General features: G+C 64.5%; 16 protein-coding genes and 1 pseudogene. 7 read left to right on the top strand and 10 right to left on the bottom strand.

What is annotated here, in order from left to right; translation table 11 throughout:
- Nucleotides 1-382: 382 nt before the first annotated feature.
- The gene (locus J1M87_RS13805) at nt 383-889 is read left to right on the top strand and encodes a hypothetical protein (RefSeq protein WP_032373336.1); all 507 of its coding nucleotides are present in this window, start codon (nt 383-385) and stop codon (nt 887-889) included.
- A 75-nt stretch (nt 890-964) separates the two neighbouring features.
- On the top strand, nt 965-1,429 hold the full coding sequence (locus tag J1M87_RS13810; RefSeq protein WP_032373337.1) for a DUF5956 family protein: 465 nt from the start codon (nt 965-967) through the stop codon (nt 1,427-1,429).
- 136 nt (nt 1,430-1,565) lie between these two features.
- On the opposite strand, the gene J1M87_RS13815 is transcribed toward J1M87_RS13810, so the two are convergent.
- On the bottom strand, nt 1,566-2,126 hold the full coding sequence (locus J1M87_RS13815) for a recombinase family protein (protein ID WP_094642704.1): 561 nt from the start codon (nt 2,124-2,126) through the stop codon (nt 1,566-1,568).
- Between the two features lie 215 nt (nt 2,127-2,341).
- Here J1M87_RS13815 and J1M87_RS13820 point away from each other — a divergent pair, with 215 nt between their 5' ends.
- Nucleotides 2,342-2,788 carry a VOC family protein gene (locus J1M87_RS13820; protein ID WP_197077431.1) on the top strand — a complete coding sequence of 149 codons (447 nt, stop codon included), beginning with the start codon at nt 2,342-2,344 and terminating at the stop codon, nt 2,786-2,788.
- 105 nt (nt 2,789-2,893) lie between these two features.
- Here J1M87_RS13820 and J1M87_RS13825 read toward each other — a convergent pair whose 3' ends face one another.
- From J1M87_RS13825 to J1M87_RS13850, 6 genes are all read right to left on the bottom strand, one after another.
- Complete coding sequence (locus J1M87_RS13825) at nt 2,894-4,135, bottom strand: Nramp family divalent metal transporter (protein ID WP_008720147.1); 1,242 nt, start codon at nt 4,133-4,135, stop codon at nt 2,894-2,896.
- A 99-nt stretch (nt 4,136-4,234) separates the two neighbouring features.
- Nucleotides 4,235-5,122 carry a cytochrome c biogenesis CcdA family protein gene (locus tag J1M87_RS13830; protein WP_032373339.1) on the bottom strand — a complete coding sequence of 296 codons (888 nt, stop codon included), beginning with the start codon at nt 5,120-5,122 and terminating at the stop codon, nt 4,235-4,237.
- A complete protein-coding gene (locus tag J1M87_RS13835; RefSeq protein WP_080733221.1) occupies nt 5,119-5,751 on the bottom strand; it encodes a TlpA disulfide reductase family protein in 633 nt (210 codons plus the stop codon). The genes J1M87_RS13830 and J1M87_RS13835 overlap by 4 nt, the downstream gene beginning before the upstream one ends.
- Complete coding sequence (locus tag J1M87_RS13840; protein ID WP_008720130.1) at nt 5,748-6,377, bottom strand: TlpA disulfide reductase family protein; 630 nt, start codon at nt 6,375-6,377, stop codon at nt 5,748-5,750. The genes J1M87_RS13835 and J1M87_RS13840 overlap by 4 nt, the downstream gene beginning before the upstream one ends.
- A 55-nt stretch (nt 6,378-6,432) precedes the next feature.
- A complete protein-coding gene (locus J1M87_RS13845; RefSeq protein ID WP_008720128.1) occupies nt 6,433-7,068 on the bottom strand; it encodes a vitamin K epoxide reductase family protein in 636 nt (211 codons plus the stop codon).
- Nucleotides 7,043-7,702 (bottom strand): thioredoxin, encoded by a 660-nt coding sequence (locus J1M87_RS13850; RefSeq protein ID WP_008720127.1) that lies wholly within the window; start codon nt 7,700-7,702, stop codon nt 7,043-7,045. The genes J1M87_RS13845 and J1M87_RS13850 overlap by 26 nt, the downstream gene beginning before the upstream one ends.
- A 136-nt stretch (nt 7,703-7,838) precedes the next feature.
- Between J1M87_RS13850 and J1M87_RS13855 the strand changes: the two genes are divergently transcribed.
- The 3 genes and pseudogenes from J1M87_RS13855 (at nt 7,839) to J1M87_RS13865 (ending at nt 10,785) form a co-directional block, all read left to right on the top strand.
- Nucleotides 7,839-8,237: a metalloregulator ArsR/SmtB family transcription factor gene (locus J1M87_RS13855; protein ID WP_032373340.1), complete on the top strand. Its 399-nt coding sequence runs from the start codon at nt 7,839-7,841 to the stop codon at nt 8,235-8,237.
- Nucleotides 8,230-10,437: a cation-translocating P-type ATPase gene (locus J1M87_RS13860; protein WP_032373341.1), complete on the top strand. Its 2,208-nt coding sequence runs from the start codon at nt 8,230-8,232 to the stop codon at nt 10,435-10,437. Before J1M87_RS13855 ends, J1M87_RS13860 begins: the two co-directional genes overlap by 8 nt.
- A gap of 48 nt (nt 10,438-10,485) precedes the next feature.
- Nucleotides 10,486-10,785 (top strand): annotated as a pseudogene (locus J1M87_RS13865) (DUF3703 domain-containing protein).
- Between the two features lie 6 nt (nt 10,786-10,791).
- On the opposite strand, the gene ccsB reads toward J1M87_RS13865, so the two are convergent.
- The 3 genes from ccsB to lnt are packed head-to-tail and all read right to left on the bottom strand — an operon-like array spanning nt 10,792 to nt 14,891.
- Nucleotides 10,792-11,754: a c-type cytochrome biogenesis protein CcsB gene (gene ccsB / locus J1M87_RS13870; protein WP_032373342.1), complete on the bottom strand. Its 963-nt coding sequence runs from the start codon at nt 11,752-11,754 to the stop codon at nt 10,792-10,794.
- A gap of 4 nt (nt 11,755-11,758) precedes the next feature.
- Complete coding sequence (locus J1M87_RS13875) at nt 11,759-13,381, bottom strand: cytochrome c biogenesis protein ResB (protein ID WP_045841170.1); 1,623 nt, start codon at nt 13,379-13,381, stop codon at nt 11,759-11,761.
- 34 nt (nt 13,382-13,415) lie between these two features.
- Nucleotides 13,416-14,891, bottom strand: a complete 1,476-nt coding sequence (lnt, locus tag J1M87_RS13880) for an apolipoprotein N-acyltransferase (protein WP_231578201.1) — start codon at nt 14,889-14,891, stop codon at nt 13,416-13,418.
- Between the two features lie 291 nt (nt 14,892-15,182).
- Here lnt and lspA point away from each other — a divergent pair, with 291 nt between their 5' ends.
- Nucleotides 15,183-15,710 carry a signal peptidase II gene (gene lspA / locus J1M87_RS13885; RefSeq protein WP_052061206.1) on the top strand — a complete coding sequence of 176 codons (528 nt, stop codon included), beginning with the start codon at nt 15,183-15,185 and terminating at the stop codon, nt 15,708-15,710.
- The last annotated feature ends 167 nt before the right edge of the window (nt 15,711-15,877 follow it).

The following is a 15,877-nucleotide window of genomic DNA, read 5'->3' on the forward strand; positions in this document are numbered from 1 at the left end:
CAACACTCGTACGATGATTCTTCACTGGGGCCTCCCACATCTGTGGCTCTACCGGCCAGGACCCACTCCTGTCGGCAACCCACGCTTACATGCGGAGGGGCCCCAGCCAAGACCTCCATACCGTCTATGATTCGACTCGATTCAATACTTTTGACCGTTTCATTACTTGCGCTAGCGTAATCGGCAACTTTGCCGCTAGGGTAGGTAAAACCGGCCGGTCTGCAACCGAGGCGGATTGCTGCAGACCTGTTGGTAGAGAACGCATTCGGTGCATTCTGCATTGATTCCGTTCGCGCTCGAATATGTCGACCAATGACAAGTCAGGAACAACGCCGGAGTTCCCAAAGCGTCGACGCGTGTTTACACGGCCTTCGGAAGCACTGTGCCGCAGGGTGTTATCGGCTCCAAAGCCCGCCTCTTCCGGGAGGGTGCGTTGTGCTCGGCGACGGACTACCAGTTCAACCTGTTCAACACGAGTTCTCAGACCGCTACGTCCACTCGAGACTGCGGACCCGGCTTCTACAACAGTCATGGATTCGTGGCGGTGTGGCCGTCCGGTGGAAACATGTCGGAGTACGTCACCTTCCCGTCCGACCCCCTCCAGTACCCTGCCCCCGCTGCCCTGGCTGCACCTCGCGCAGACGGCGACGCTGCGCGCGCACAAGGAACAAATCCGGACGGTGAGAGCTACGGAACCGGCGAGGCCGCGCAGGCAGATGCTGAACTCCCTGACCTGGTCAGCGCCATCGGTACCGATGGTGAGCTGGGGTACGTCAGGTCGGACGATTTGGTTGGTTCGGTAGTCGACGCTGCCGCGACGCCAGCTCCCCGGACGATTCCCCTGCTGTCACAGACCGGGGACCCCATCGGGTCGTTCCAGATCGGTTAGCATCTTGATCGTCGCCTCTGGCCTCGGCGCTTCGGCGGCCGAGGCCAGAGTTCGTTTCAGCCTAAAGGAGACGGTATGGCTCAATACTGGGGCGATTACCCGGTCGCGGATGACGAGGGTGAAATACCTGAAGGTCTGCCCACGGGTCGATACGTACCGCTCGTCGCCAACGGTCATGGGGCGTTGACTGCCTGGGCTGCGGGTCCGGGCCGATGCTTTCGGACGTCGTATCCAGCGGCGCTGCATCCGCCCGTGAAAGTGTCACGCGGTCACCAGGCAACCGGTGACCCGCAGGAAGTTTGGTTCGAGGCCTTCACTGAAGAAGATTTGCGTGCACAGAACGAGGACATCAATGCATACTTGGCCTCGGCAGGAGTTCGTCCACAACCGCGGGGTTACAAGTGGCACGTGCTGGTCCCCGACAACATCGTGAACGAAGATGCCCTCGAAGACGCGTTACGAGACAAGAACAATTATGTGGATCCCGTAGAAGTCTTCGAATCCATTGCACAGCTGTACGGAAATTTGTTCCGGTCCTGACCTTGCGAGCCGCCAATTTTCCTTGGCAGAGACAGAGGACGTGCGACCCCTCCTGTCGCCGTTTTGGTGTACCCGGTGGAAGTGTCTCGCCAAAGGAACCCGGGGCCGGACGTACACCGTGATGGGAGCTAATCGCTTAACCCGCAGGCGAACTGAGGTGCCGGTAGAGGGTGGCGCGGCCGATTCCGAGTACTGATGCGATTTCGGTTTTGGGTGTGCCGTCGTCGAGCATTCTGCGGATGTGACGAGCTTTGTCGGCGTCGATCTTGGCTGGTTGGCCACCGATGCGGCCGCGGGCTCGTGCGGCTGCGAGGCCGGCCATGGTGCGTTCTTTGACGAGGTCTCGTTCGAATTCGGCGAGGGAGCCGAAGATGTTGTAGGTCAGGCGTCCTCCGACTGTCGAGGTGTCGATGCCTTCGGTGATGCTGCGCAGTGTTGCACCTTTGGTTTCGATGAGGTTGACGGTTTCGATGAGGTGGCTCAGTGAGCGGCCGAGTCGATCGAGTCGCCATACTGCGACGACGTCGCCGGCGCGCACGCTCTCGAGGAGCAGCTGCAACTGAGGTCGGTCTTTGTCTGCTCCGGATGCGACCTCTTCCCAGATGCGGAAGCAGCCGGCGGCTGTCAGTGCGTCTCTCTGTAGATCCAGCGACTGATCGGTGGTCGAGACCCTCATGTATCCCAAAACGGCGCTCACGAGGATGACTGTCTCAGAAACGGCCGACAAGGCACAGGCGGCGCGTCAGAGCTTGAGACAGGTTTCTGAGACACATCACGATTGAGTCTCGATATCGATCCTGTCAGTTTCAGGAGTCGCGTTCACTGTGTCAGAAGTCGAATGCACTGAGCGCCAGCAATTGATGTGGGTTCGGCTCCTACTCCGGCTCGTCGGCGTTAGTGTTGCCTATGGGCATGTCGAAAGTGGTACCTGCGCTGCCGGTACGAGACATCGACACCGCTGTAGAGATATACGTCCGCGCGTTCGGCTTCACGACCCGGTACACCGACCCGACTTTCGCGAGACTTACCCGCGACGACGTCGAGATCCACTTGTGGGCCGCCGACGACGACAGCTGGAATACCCGTTCAGACCCTGCGGCATGGCCGGTATGCAGCGGAGCCGAGACGTTCCTTGCCGGCACAGCCAGCTGCCGCATCGCCGTGGACGAGATCAACGACCTTTACGCCGAGATGTCCCGCGCGGGAGTGCTCCATCCCGCAGACGCGGGTCGTCCCGTCTCGACGGACTGGGGAACGACGGAGTTCGCAGCTGTCGACACCGACGGCAATCTGATCACTTTCCATACCGATGAAAAAAGCCAACACGAGCCCACCACGGCAGGCAACGGCGCACCCTGACCGCACCCTCGAGCAGAAACTCGATGACCCGGACGTCCGTCGACGCGCTACGCGTGGTCATCGTCCTGAAATAAGCGCATGCTGGACTTGTCCACCCGCGCGCAGTCAGGCGACGGTCAGATAGATCAACGCGACATTGAGTGCGACGACGATTCCCGCGATGAGCCATGCCGCGTATGCCGTGATCCGGTGATTGACATCGCCGCCCATCAGGATGCGGTCCGAGGTGAACCGCACCAAGGGAATGAGCGCGAACGGAATACCGAAGGACAGGACGACTTGTGAGACGACCAGTGCCCGACTGGGGTCGACCCCCGCGGCCAGAATTGCCAGTGCGGGAACAAGTGTCACCAGTCGTCGCACCAGAATCGGAATGCGCTGACGTAGTAGGCCGTCCATGATCATCGCGCCGGCGTATGCCCCGACCGATGTCGATGCCAGGCCCGAGGCCAGCAGGCCCACCGCGAACAGCAGCGCTACCACCGGCCCCAGAGTGTCTCCTACTGCTGTGTGAGCTCCTTCGATGGAATCGACGCCCTCTCGGCCTCCCAGCGTCGAGGCCGCCAACAGCAGCATCGACATGTTCACTGCACCGGCCAGCAGCATCGCCAACCCGACATCGATCCGGGTGATCCGCAACAACCGCTGCCGGACAGGCCCTGCCTCGGGGTGTCCGTGCCGGTCACGTGCAAGGCCGGAGTGCAGATAGACCGCGTGCGGCATGATCGTCGCACCGAGCATAGCGGCGGCTATCAATACGCTTTCCGCGCCGTCGAACCGCGGAATCAACCCGGCGGCAGCGGCGGTGAACGATGGCGGTTCCACGACGACGCTGGCAAGAAATCCGACGGCGATGACACCGAGTAGACCGAGAATCACGAACTCGAACGGGCGCTGGCCCCGGCGATCCTGGACCAGCAACAAGATCATCGATACGGCTCCGGTGATGAGGCCGCCGATCAGGAGCGGCAGGTCGAAGAGCAAGTAAAGAGCGATCGCACCGCCGACGATCTCTGCGAGGTCGGTCGCCATGGCGACCACTTCTGCTTGCCCCCAATATGCCAGTCGCACACTCTTGCTCGACTTCTCGCGGACCACTTCGGGCAGTGTCATTCCGGTGACGATGCCGAGTTTGGCGGAGAGGAACTGCACGAGGCCGGCCATCACGTTCGCGGCGACGATCACCCAGACCAGCAGGTACCCGAACTGCGCGCCGGCGCTGACGTTGGAGGCGACATTGCCGGGGTCGACGTAGGCGATCGCGGCGACGAAAGCAGGACCGAGCAGAACGAGGCCAGACCGAAACCTCGAGGGCGGCCGAGACGATCGGCGCTGCAGCACAGACATGACCACACCCTCCGGCACCAACAATATGTCAGAACCCTGAAAATATAGTTCGGCCTCCCGAACAATGCAATGCGGCGTGGCGGTTCGGCGACATCACGATCAGATGGGCAGGATCACTGCACTGACGAATTCGTTGCGGATCCAGGCGATGAACAACCCCCACACCCCGGTCAGCAGTGCGATGCCGACGGCGATCATGATGACACCGCCCGCCACCTTGATCCTCTGAGAGTTCCTCCGAAGCCACCCCACACCGCGCATCGCCGAACTCGAACCGAACGCAAGAACGACGAACGGTAGGCCGAGTCCCAGGCAGTACGCGACGATGAGAGTGACCCCGCGGGCTGCGGTTGCACCTTCGGTGCCTGCCGCCACGGACAGCACGCCGGCAAGGGTCGGACCCAGGCACGGCGTCCAGCCGAGCGCGAACACCCCACCGAGCAGCGGCGCTCCTGCAAGGGACGAGATCTGCCGGGGTGCGAATCGGGTGTCGCGTTGCAGTGCGGGTATCAACCCGATGAACGCCGCACCCATGATGATCGTGATGACCCCGCCCACGCGTTGGAGTACTTGCTCGTTGATGCGCAAGGTGCCGATGACTCCGAAGACCGAGGCTGTGGCGAGGACGAAGACGATGGTGAACCCGGCGACGAACAACGACGCTGCACCGGCCACACGCCAGCGATTCACGAGACCCGTCGACGACGTACCGGCGGTCGCGGTGCTGGGTGTCCGGGCATCGGCTGACTGAGCCTCGCAGGCCGATTGGGTGCCGCGGGCTGATTGGGCGTCGCGGGCTGATTGGGCGTCGGCGCCGGCGATGCCTGCCAGGTAGGACAGGTATCCCGGCACCAGCGGCACCACGCACGGTGAGGCGAACGAGACCAACCCGGCGAGCATGCATGCCGCGATCGCCAGCAGTAGGGGCCCACTCGATGCCGCGTTCTGGAACGTCGACCCGATGTCTTGGGCGAGAAGAGTCGTCATTCCGCGGCTATCCGTTCGACGACGGGAAGCAGGTCTTCGGTGAGCAGGGCTCGCATGAAGACCGCGGCCACCCGGTGCTGGCGATCGAGTACCAGCGTCGAGGGAATGACGCTGGTCGGATAGTTCCCGCCGAGGGCGATCAGCGTCCGCATCGAGGGGTCGTAGATCGAAGGGTAAGTGACGTTGTTGTCGACCACGAAGTCCTGCGCTTTGTCCTTCTGCGGATCTCGGACATTGATACCGAGGAACTGCACACCGCGCTCACGGGTGGCCTCGTAGACCTCTTCGAGGTCGTCGGCTTCGCCGCGGCAGGGGCCACACCATTGACCCCAGAGATTGATCACGACGACCTTTCCGTCGTAGTCCGCCAGAGCGGTCGTCTTGCCCTCCTCCATCAGATCGGGGCCGGCGAGCTCGCCTATGGTTCCGCGTGTTTCGGGAGGGTCGTAGACGATGTCGGTTCGGCCACCGGGCGCGACGAAGTCGAAGCTCCCGCCGGACGGTGCAGCGTCGGCACCAGCGGAGCATCCGGAGATCAGTAGTACGACGGCAAGAATCGATCCGATTGCCGCGGTGGGCGTGCCGCCTTGTCGTCGAGTACCGACCCACACGGGTAGGAAACGTGTCATGAGGTGAAGTCCTTTATTGCAGTGCGGATCTGGTCTGTCGTCTCGAACACTGTCGGGTCGGTGATGCGCTCGATCGTTCCGTCCGGGCGGACGAGAAAACTCAGGGGAAGGACCGGCGGTGCCGAGAGCGCGTCCTGGACGCTGCCGCCGTCGATGTAGTTCGGATAGCGGATGCCCAGTTGCGTGAGCAGCGCGGCCGCGTCCGCGGGTCGGTCCTCGACGTTGATTCCGATGACTGGGATCGCGTCGGGTTCTGCGGCGTAGGCATCGACTACGGGCATCTCGGTGCGGCACGGGCCGCACCAGGATGCCCACAGGTTGATCAGCGTCACCTCGCTGCCGAGAACGTCGACGAGATCGACATCGTCGGCACTGCCGATGCAGCGCGCCATCACTCCCGCCAGCGGCCCACCTTCGTGTGGCACCGGCTGCGGACACAGCGGTAGCGCTGTTGCTCGTGCCGCGTCATCCGGCGGGCGGGACAGTGTGGGTTCGGGTCCGACCGGCGCGACATTGTTGGCGATGACGTCGGATGGGCCGCCCTCGACGCCACCGGAGCGGGGCCACAGTGCGACGATCGATGCAACGACAACGACGAGCATGACGATCGACCAGCCGCGCGTCATCGCCGTGACCTTCTTTCTCGAGAGATCGGCAGAGGGGCGAACGGTACGTCGCGGATCATAGGAGCGTGGACCAGTACGACCAGAAACGCTGCGCGATCAGGGCGATGAGGACGAGAAACCACACGGTCAGCGCAATCGAGTGATTGCGCATCAACACTCCCGCCCACTGCCGCCGGCCCGCACTCGGAGCCCCGCGGTCGAGGTTGCGCAGCGTGACGTACCAGAAGATCGGTACGGTGACCGCCCACACCGCCATGCAGTACGGGCACAGCGCGCCGATGTCGTAGAGGCTCTGCACGATCAGCCAGTGCACGAAGACCGCAGCAGCAGTGACACCGACCTGCAGTGCACTCCAGAACCACTGCGCGAACACGGCTCCGGCGAGCAGGGCGGCACCCACTGCCGCCACGACGGCGAAGCCCGCGATCCCGAGAAGGGAATTGGGAAATCCGAACGCAGACGCCTGCGGGGTGTCCATCACCGATCCGCAGTTGAGTACCGGATTGATACTGCAGGTCGGGGCGTAGGCGGGATCGAGCGCAAGGGCGAACTTCTCTACCGTGAGTACGAACGCGGCGGCCAGTCCGATCACGCCTCCTACCAGCAGCAGCCAGGGCAGGCTTCGGGCGAACGGTCCGCTGCGTCGGGTGAGAGCGGCTGCGCGGTCAGCCGAGTGCAGCGTCGAGGGCATCGGTGAGGTCTCCGTAGGTGGTGGGTTCGATCTTGGTGCCGTTGAGGAAGAACGTCGGGGTGCCCTGGACGCCGAGCGCGATCCCGTCGGCGACGTCGGCCTCGATGCGTTCGAGCGTCGCAGGGTCGGTGTAAGCGGCATCGAAGGCGCTCATGTCGAGTCCTTGCTCGACGGCGAAGCTCCGAAACAACTCGTCCTGCGGAACCTGCTGTTCGCCCCACTGCGCCTGCGTCTCGTACATGCGCTGATACATGTCCTCGAAGCCGCCCTGCTGTGCTGCGGCTTCGACAGCGCGTGCGGCGCGTTCGGCATTGAAGTGCGAGGCGATGGGAAAGTAGCGGGCCACGAAGCTCACCCGGTCGCCGTACTCCTCACGCAATTGTTCGATCGCTGGGTAGACAGACCGGCAGGCCTCGCACTCGAAGTCGAGGAACTCCACGAACGTGACCCGGCCGTCGGGCACCGAGTTCAACCGATGACTGTTCTCGCGCACCGCGATCGAGGCAGGGTCGGCGGCGGCCTGCTCGGCGGCGGCAGCATCCGGCGTGCCCGATCGGTCCACCACCAGAAATACAGCCAACGCGGCGGCGAACACGACCACCAGGGACAGGGAAATCTTCAACGCTCGGCTCATACAACTACCTTCTCGACTCGTTCGGACTGATCAACGGGCCCGATATGGGCGTTTCGACCCGTTGTGAGACTAACAATCGTACGAACGTCGACCGAAAGGTCTTCCCTGACGATCGCATGATTGTTAGATTGTGCCCATGGCCTTGGAACCTTTGGACTCGTGCGATCTGTTGTGTATGGACCTCCCTCACGCCGAGAGGGTGCGCGCAGCCTTGCCTGCTCTCGGCGATATCGAACCGGTCGCCGACGCTGCCCGAGCTTTCGGTGACCCCACCCGACTGACCATCGCGCTCGCGTTGAACGCCGGCGGGCAGATGTGCGGCTGCGATGTTGCGTGGATCGTGGGACAGAGCCAGAAGCTGGTCTCCCACCATCTCCGCAAACTCAAAGCCGCGGACGCCGTCACATCGAACAGAGAGGGAAAGTTGGTCATGTATTCGCTCACCGATCGCGGCGCCCGACTGCTCTCGATACTGACCGAGCCACTGGCCACCGCCTCGGCCACCGCTGATCTCACCGGGGTCGATCATGGCTGACGCGTGCTGCGGACCGACCCCCGCTGCGCCGACCACCGAACCGGCCGCCGACGGTACGGGCACGGCAGGTCCGGCTCCGACCGACGTACCCCAGAGGTTGTGGCAGGTCCGCGAGCTGCAACTCGCATCGGTAGCCGCGATCATCCTCGCCGCATCGTGGTTGCTCGGTCGAACGGGTGCCGATGCGGTCGCGACCGTCGGCGGTCTGATCGCTGCCGCGATCGCGGCCGTCACCTTCGTTCCCGCGACGGTGAGAAATCTGCGACACGGCCGCATCGGTGTCGGCACGCTGATGACGATCGCGCTCCTCGGTGCCATCGCATTGGGCCAGATCCCCGAGGCCGCGATGCTCGGCATCCTGTTTTCCGTCGCCGAGGGACTCGAGGAGTACGCGGTCACCAAGACCCGCCGCGGACTACGCGCACTTCTGTCCTTGGTGCCGCCGACAGTGTCGGTCCTGCGCGGTGGAACCGAGCAGGCCCTGCCCCCCGACGATGTCGTGATCGGGGACACCATGGTGCTGCGACCGGGCGAGCGAGCTGCCACGGACGGCACCATCGCACGCGGTTCGACGAATCTGGACGTGTCCGCGATCACCGGCGAGTCCGTGCCCATCGAAGCCGGTGTCGGCGACGAGGTGCATGCCGGTGCCATCAACGGCGGCGGAGCCATCGAGATCACCGTCACCGCGCCGGCATCGGAGAGTTCGCTTGCGCGCATCGTCCGCATCGTCGAACAGGCCCAGGACCGCAAAGGGGCCGGCCAGCGGCTCGCGGACCGGATCGCACGTCCCCTCGTGCCTTCGATCATGATTCTCGCCGCCCTCGTCGCCGGCGTCGGTGCGGTGCTCGGTGACCCCATGTTGTGGCTCGAACGCGCACTGGTGGTCCTGGTCGCGGCATCACCGTGCGCGTTGGCCATCTCGGTGCCGCTGTCGGTGGTGGCGGCGATCGGGGCTGCGAGCCGCAACGGGGCATTGATCAAAGGCGGTGCAGCAGTAGAAGAGCTGGGCCGCATCCGCGTCGTCGCCGTGGACAAGACCGGCACCCTCACCGCAGGACGACCGGAGGTCGTCGACGTCGTCACCGCTGCGGGAATCGGCCGCGACGCCGCGCTGGCCGTTGCTGCTGCGCTCGAAGCGCGCAGCGAGCATCCACTCGCCCGCGCCATCCTCGCTTCCGTATCGACCGTCGCGGCAGCCGATGATGTCACTGCCATCGCCGGACACGGCCTGACCGGCACCCTCGACGGAGCCGCGATCAGGCTCGGGAAACCGAGCTGGTTCGACACCCACCCCAGCTCCGAGGAGTTCCGCGCCGACGTCGCTCGTCTCCAAAGCAGCGGTGCCACAGTCGTTCTCGTCGAACGCGCCGGAGTCCTGATCGCTGCGATCGCCGTCCGCGACGAACTGCGGCCCGAGGCCGCCGAGGCTGTCCGCCAACTCACCGCGCTCGGTATCGACACTGCGATGCTCACCGGCGACAACGCACTCACTGCGCAGGCCCTGGCGACCCAGGCGGGTATCACCGCCGTCCACGCCGAACTACTGCCCGAGGACAAAGCGGCCCTGCTCGCCGACATCGCGGCCGGACGCAAGATTGCCATGGTCGGCGACGGCATCAACGACGCTCCCGCCTTGGCGACCGCAGATGTCGGTATCGCCATGGGCGCAATGGGAACCGACGTTGCCATCGAGACCGCCGATGTTGCCCTCATGGGGGAAGACCTCCGGCATCTACCGCAGGTGCTGGCCCACGCTCGGCATGCCCGCGGCATCATGGTCCAGAACATCGCCCTGTCGATCGCGATCATCGGCGTGCTCGTCCCACTGGCTGCCACCGGCGTCCTCGGTTTGGCGACTGTGGTGCTCGTCCACGAACTCGCCGAAGTCCTGGTGATCGCCAATGCGATTCGTGCCGCCCGCACCACACCGTTGGACGGGTTCGTCCCACCGCCTACGGCATCCGGTGCCCTCAATGTCACGATCGCACCCGCAGCGGCCTTCGAGGATGCCTGCTGCGCTCCGGCCCCGACGCCGAGGAACGCTGCGCCTCTCGCATCTGGGAACCTACTGGCCGCCACCACCGCACCGTCACCCTCGGCGATCGGAGCAGACGACGGCAGCAGCTCCGGGTGCTCGGATGGATGTACCTGCTGCACATCGACTCCCGCGCGAAGCGAACTCGGTCAGGGAAGGTAGAGACCTGCGGGCGGTGATCGGACTGCATGCAGGCTCTACGGGATCGACATGACCCCAGCAGCAGCGGCATCGACAACAGAGGTGCGCTGGCACCACCTCGAACGAACACACATCCTCTCGCAGCACTATCCGTGATTGCATGCTCTCAACCACGCCGCGATGGTGAAAGCTGCGGCGGTAGAACATGATCGGCGCGAATCCTGGGGTCAGGTGATCCGGATCGTGATCGCTGCTCCAGGATCGTGGTCGGGGCGATACCCGGCCGGTAACACCGGCCGGGTCGAGGCGGGACCGATGTCGCCGATGCCCATTCCGCAGGACCGTACGGACGCGCTGAGAGGCAGATAGCGGTCATCAGTTCAGGCCTGCGTAGGAGTGCAGGCCGGAGACGACCATGTTGATGATGAACAGATTGAACAGCATCGCCACGAATCCGGCGATGTTGATCCATGCTGCGCGGGTGTTGCGCCACCCGCTGGTGGCGCGGGCGTGCAGGTAGGAGGCGTAGACGATCCAGGTGATGAAGGAGACCGTTTCTTTCGGATCCCAGCCCCAGAACCGGCCCCACGCGGCTTCGGCCCAGATAGCGCCGAGGATGACGCCGACGCCGAAGAGCGGGAAGGCGAAGATCGTGGTCTTGTAGGCCACGATGTCCAGTGTCTGCGCGGAGGGCAGGCGGGCTGCGATCCGGCTCACGCGGCTGCCCGAGTCCTCGGGATGCTTCATGCGGATCAGGAACAGTATGCTCGCAACCCCGGAGATCAGGAACACCCCGCTGCCGAGCGAGACGATGGAGACGTGCACCGGCAGCCAGTACGACTGCAGTGCCGGTACCACCGGTGCTGCGTCGGCGTACAGCACGGTGCCGGCGACGAACAGCAGGATCAACGTCGGCACCAGAACGAACAACCACAGGGTGCGTAGCTGCGTCGAGCGCAGCACCACCAGTGCAGCGACTACACCTGCTGCGCAGGTGACCGAGACGAATTCGTACATGTTGCCCCACGGCGGCCTGCCGGTGGCGATCCCGCGAAGGATGATCGACCCGATATGCAGGGTCAGTGCCACCATCACCAGCCCGAGTCCGCTACGCCCGAAACGTTCGGATGGAACTCGCCGGGGTGCGTCGGGAATGCGTCCGGGCGTCGTCGACGTGGCAGCAATGATCCGAGCACGAAGTCGCTCCGTATTGTGCAGTTCCGCGCTACGGGTCGTTGCGAGCTGTGCGAGGAATGCGATCGCGGCGAGGAGATAGACCACGAAGGCGGTCTCGAAGCTGATGTCGCTCCACCGGGCGAGGGTGTCGTCGATCGGCATGGTGCTACACCGTTTCTCTGTCGTGGTTCTCGGACGGGCTCTGCGTGTGCGGCCAGATCTTCAACCGAAGGGTCTGGAATTCCGGTCCCCAGCCGGCGTGATCGGTGCGAGCCAGGCCACCCATGTCCACTGGCGAGAGACCGCGCTCGCCGGGGTGGACCCGGAACCAGACACGGCGACGTGTGATGACCAGGGACACCAGTAGTCCGGTCATCATCGTGACCGCGAACACGAGCACCCACCGCTGCGCGGGGTCGTATCCGACCTGGAGGTTCGCGAATTCCTTGGCACCGTCGAACCGGACGACGGTGCCGTCGGAGAGGGTCGTCGATTCTCCGGGCCGCAGGTTGACCCGGTCCTGCTTGACCAGCCGGCCCTGGTTGATCATCTCCTGGTCCAGGGAGAAGATCGACTGCGGGATGCCGGTGTCGAGACCGGTGTCGCCTTTGTAGATGTCCACTGCCACCGCGGGATCGACCAGTTCCGGGAAGCGGGAGGAGAGCAGGTTGCCGTTGAATTGCGCGGTGGGCGCGAAGAGTCCTTCGATGGCGATCTGCCCTCGGCGGCGCTCCTCGGCGGTGGCGTAGGTCCCCCCGGGTGGGTCGAATCGCAGCGCGCCGCTGCTGAGGAACGTGGTGGCGTCGTCGGGGCGGAACTGCAGCGCTTCGGTGCGGGTCTGGCCGTCGGGGAAGGTGACGGTGAACTCGGGGGCGTAGCCGTGTCCGGTGAGGTAGATGCGTTCGTCGCCGAGCCGGAGGGGTTCGTTGACTTTGAGTTGATAGTCGCGCCAGGTGTCGGCGGCGATGTCGTCGGCGCTCTGGTAGGAGATGTTCGAGGTGAACATCTCGGCCTGACCGTTCTCGAGGTAGTCGGCGGTGAAATCTCTGACCCGGATACAGAACGGCTCGAGTCCGGTGCCGTCGGTGCTGTTGCCGGCGCGAAAGGAGTCGTAGATCGCGGGCGAGGTGTTGCAGAAACCGGGCCCGTTGTCGGCGATGACGATGACCGAGCCTTCGTAGCCGAACAGTTTGCCGATCGCGATGGCCGCGAGCAGACCGATCAGCGAGAAGTGAAACAGCAGGTTCCCGGCCTCGCGGGTGTAGCCCTTCTCCGCCGAGAGAGTCAGTGCCCCATCGGGCTCGGGTCGAACGGCGGTACGCCACCCTTTCAAGTGCCGCGCGATGTCGGCGATCACCTTCTCGGGGTCACCGGCGAGGGTGCCCGAATGATGCAACGGTAGTCGAGTGAGGTTTCGCGGTACTCGAACAGGTTGTGCGCGAAGAGCTTTGCCGTGCTCGATCAACCGGGGAGTCAGACAGCCGATCAGCGACACGAACAACAGGACGTAGATCGCGGTGAACCAGGAACTCGCGAACACGTCGAACAATTCCAGCGTGTCCATCACCGGCCCGAGAACCGGACGCGCGGCAATGAAAGAATCGACGGCCTGGGTATTGAGATTGCGCTGCGGCAGCAAAGCGCCGGGGACAGCTGCGGCGGCGAGGAGGAACAGCAGCACCAACGCTGTCCGCATCGACGTCAGTTGTCGCCACCGGTTGCGCAGCATCGCCACTGTTCTGCGCACCAGTCCCGGCGAGTGCGCACGGGGGTGTTCGTCGATCGTCATCTCCGCACGCCCTTCACCGACCACCATCTAAATACTACGCGACATAGTAGTTTGCGGGGTTCGGTGTGATGGAGCGTGGTCGGCGCAGCAGCGAGAACGCCAGTGCTGCACCAGCGCCGGTGGCGGCAATCCATTCCGGAACGCTGCCGGTGATCGTCGCCGGGGTGAGGGTGGTGCTCAGTGACACCTCGGTGACGACAGCTGCGGGGGTGAACAGCTCCGTGCGCTCGACGACCTCCCCGCGTGCATCGATGACGGCGCTGACGCCGCTGGTGGCCGACACGACGACGCTGCGCCCGTGTTCGACCGCTCGTACCCGCGACATGGCGAGTTGTTGATAGGTCATGTTCGTCCGACCGAAAGTGGCGTTGTTGGTGGGCACTGCGATCAGCTGGGCACCGGCGCGCACGGAGTCGGTGAGCAACGAGTCGAAGGCGACCTCGTAGCAGGTGGCCACCGCGACGTGCACTCCGGCGAGGTCGAGGACGCCGTTGCCCTGGCCCGGGGTGAAGTTTCCTGCCTGGGCGGCATAGGGAGAGAGTGCGGTGACGATCGTGCGCATCGGCAGGTACTCCCCGAACGGCACCAGTTGCCGCTTGTCGTGCCTCTGCCCGGGCCCGGTGACGGGATCCCACACGATCGAGGTGTTGCTCGTGGTGCCGTCGTCTCGGCGGAGAACCGTGCCGACGAGTACGGGGACTCCGACGGCGCGGGCCGCGGCGTCGATACGTGCGGCGGCGTCGGGGTTGCGCAGGGGATCGATGTCGGAGGAGTTCTCCGGCCAGATGACCAGGTCGGGTGCGCGTACGCGGCCGGAGTCGATGTCGGCGGCGAGCTCGATGGTGCGCTGAACATGGTTGTCGAGAACCGCGCGTCGTTGGGCGTTGAAGTCGAGACCGAGACGCGGGACGTTGCCTTGCACCAAGGCGACGGTGACCGTGTCCTGCTGCGGCGGAGCGAACAGTGGAGCCACCACCGTGAGCGCCCCTACAGCAGTGGCCACACCGATGCACGACGCTGCTGCAGTTCTGCGGGTGATGCGACCGGAGGCAACGACGCCGGCCAGAGCGGACCCGATCAGCACCACGACGAACGACAACCCCGGCGCGCCGATCACCGCAGCCAGAGGCAGCAGCGGCCCGTCGGATTGACCGAATGCGATGCGGCCCCAAGGGAAGCCGCCGAACGGGACCCGAGATCGTGCCGCTTCCATCGCCACCCAGGCGCTCGCCACCCAGACCGGCGCCCACGGCAGTCGGGACATCCGATCCGCTACCGCACCGAACAGTGCCACGAAGAGTGCTTGAACGACGGACAGCGCCAGCCACGGCACCGATCCGACGTACTCCCCCACCCACGGCAGCAGAGGCACGAAGAACGCCGAGCCGGCGACGAAGCCGTAGCCGGCCCCCGCACGCGCCCCTCGCCCGCGCACAGCCAACAGCAGCATTGCAAGTGCTACCGGAGCGAGAAACCACAGATCGATGGGCGGGAATGTGGCATACAACATCAGCCCGGATGAGGCGGCGGCGAGGAGCCGGATCCACGCGCGGACTCCGTTGCTGCCGGTCACCCACCGCGCCCGGCTCGGGTCGTAGACGAGAGGTCGAGGCCCGGGCTCGATGCCGGGAGCCGATCTCATGACGGCACGCGCGTGCAGCCGGTACCGGAGGAGCCTCTGCCGTTCATCAACTACTATGGTGCATAGTATTTTATGTGATGGCAACTCTGCGGCGGTGACCGATCCCCTTCCGTCGACACCCAGCACCTGTCCGAGATACACACCCGAGAACGAGGATCCGTGAACCGCTCGCCCACCACGTCTCCCACGCGGCTGCGTGCTTACGCAGTGACTCTCGTGCTGACATTGGTCGCTACCGCGCTGACCGTCGACTACTGGGCGCAAGAAGCATTGGTCGGCTCTCCGATCCCACTACCGATCCTCGAATTGCGGCTCGCCTTCAACCGCGGAATGGCCTTCAGTCTGGGCAATTCGCTGCCCCTATGGGTGATCGTGTCGGTCACGGCGACGATCACCGCCGGGGTCGCGGCCTACGGATGGCACAGCGCTCGGCACGGGGAGCAGTGGACCACGGTGGCGCTGGCGTTGATCCTCGCCGGCGCGCTGTCCAACGTTCTGGACCGGCTTGTCGACGGTGCGGTCACGGACTACTTTCACACCGGTTGGTGGCCGACATTCAACCTCGCCGACATCTACATCACCTGCGGGGTGGTGCTGATGATCGGGGCGGCACTGGCACGCGAGAGGGCACAAGGGTTGCCCCTCTGCCCGCAGTGCCCGACAGCGCCGGATCGTGAACGTGCATGAGATATCTCGGCGTTCGAATCGAATGCCCTGCAGTGCACATACATTCGCGACAGGACAATCATGCTGATCCGCTCGAACAGTGAGGGTGATCGACACCGGAACTGCTCGAAACATAGTCGACTACAACCACCGACACGCGATCGTCGCCTCTCGCTCACCGAGGCGTA

Origin of the sequence: Rhodococcus sp. KRD162, assembly GCF_017168335.1 — a bacterium.
GTDB lineage: Bacteria > Actinomycetota > Actinomycetes > Mycobacteriales > Mycobacteriaceae > Rhodococcoides.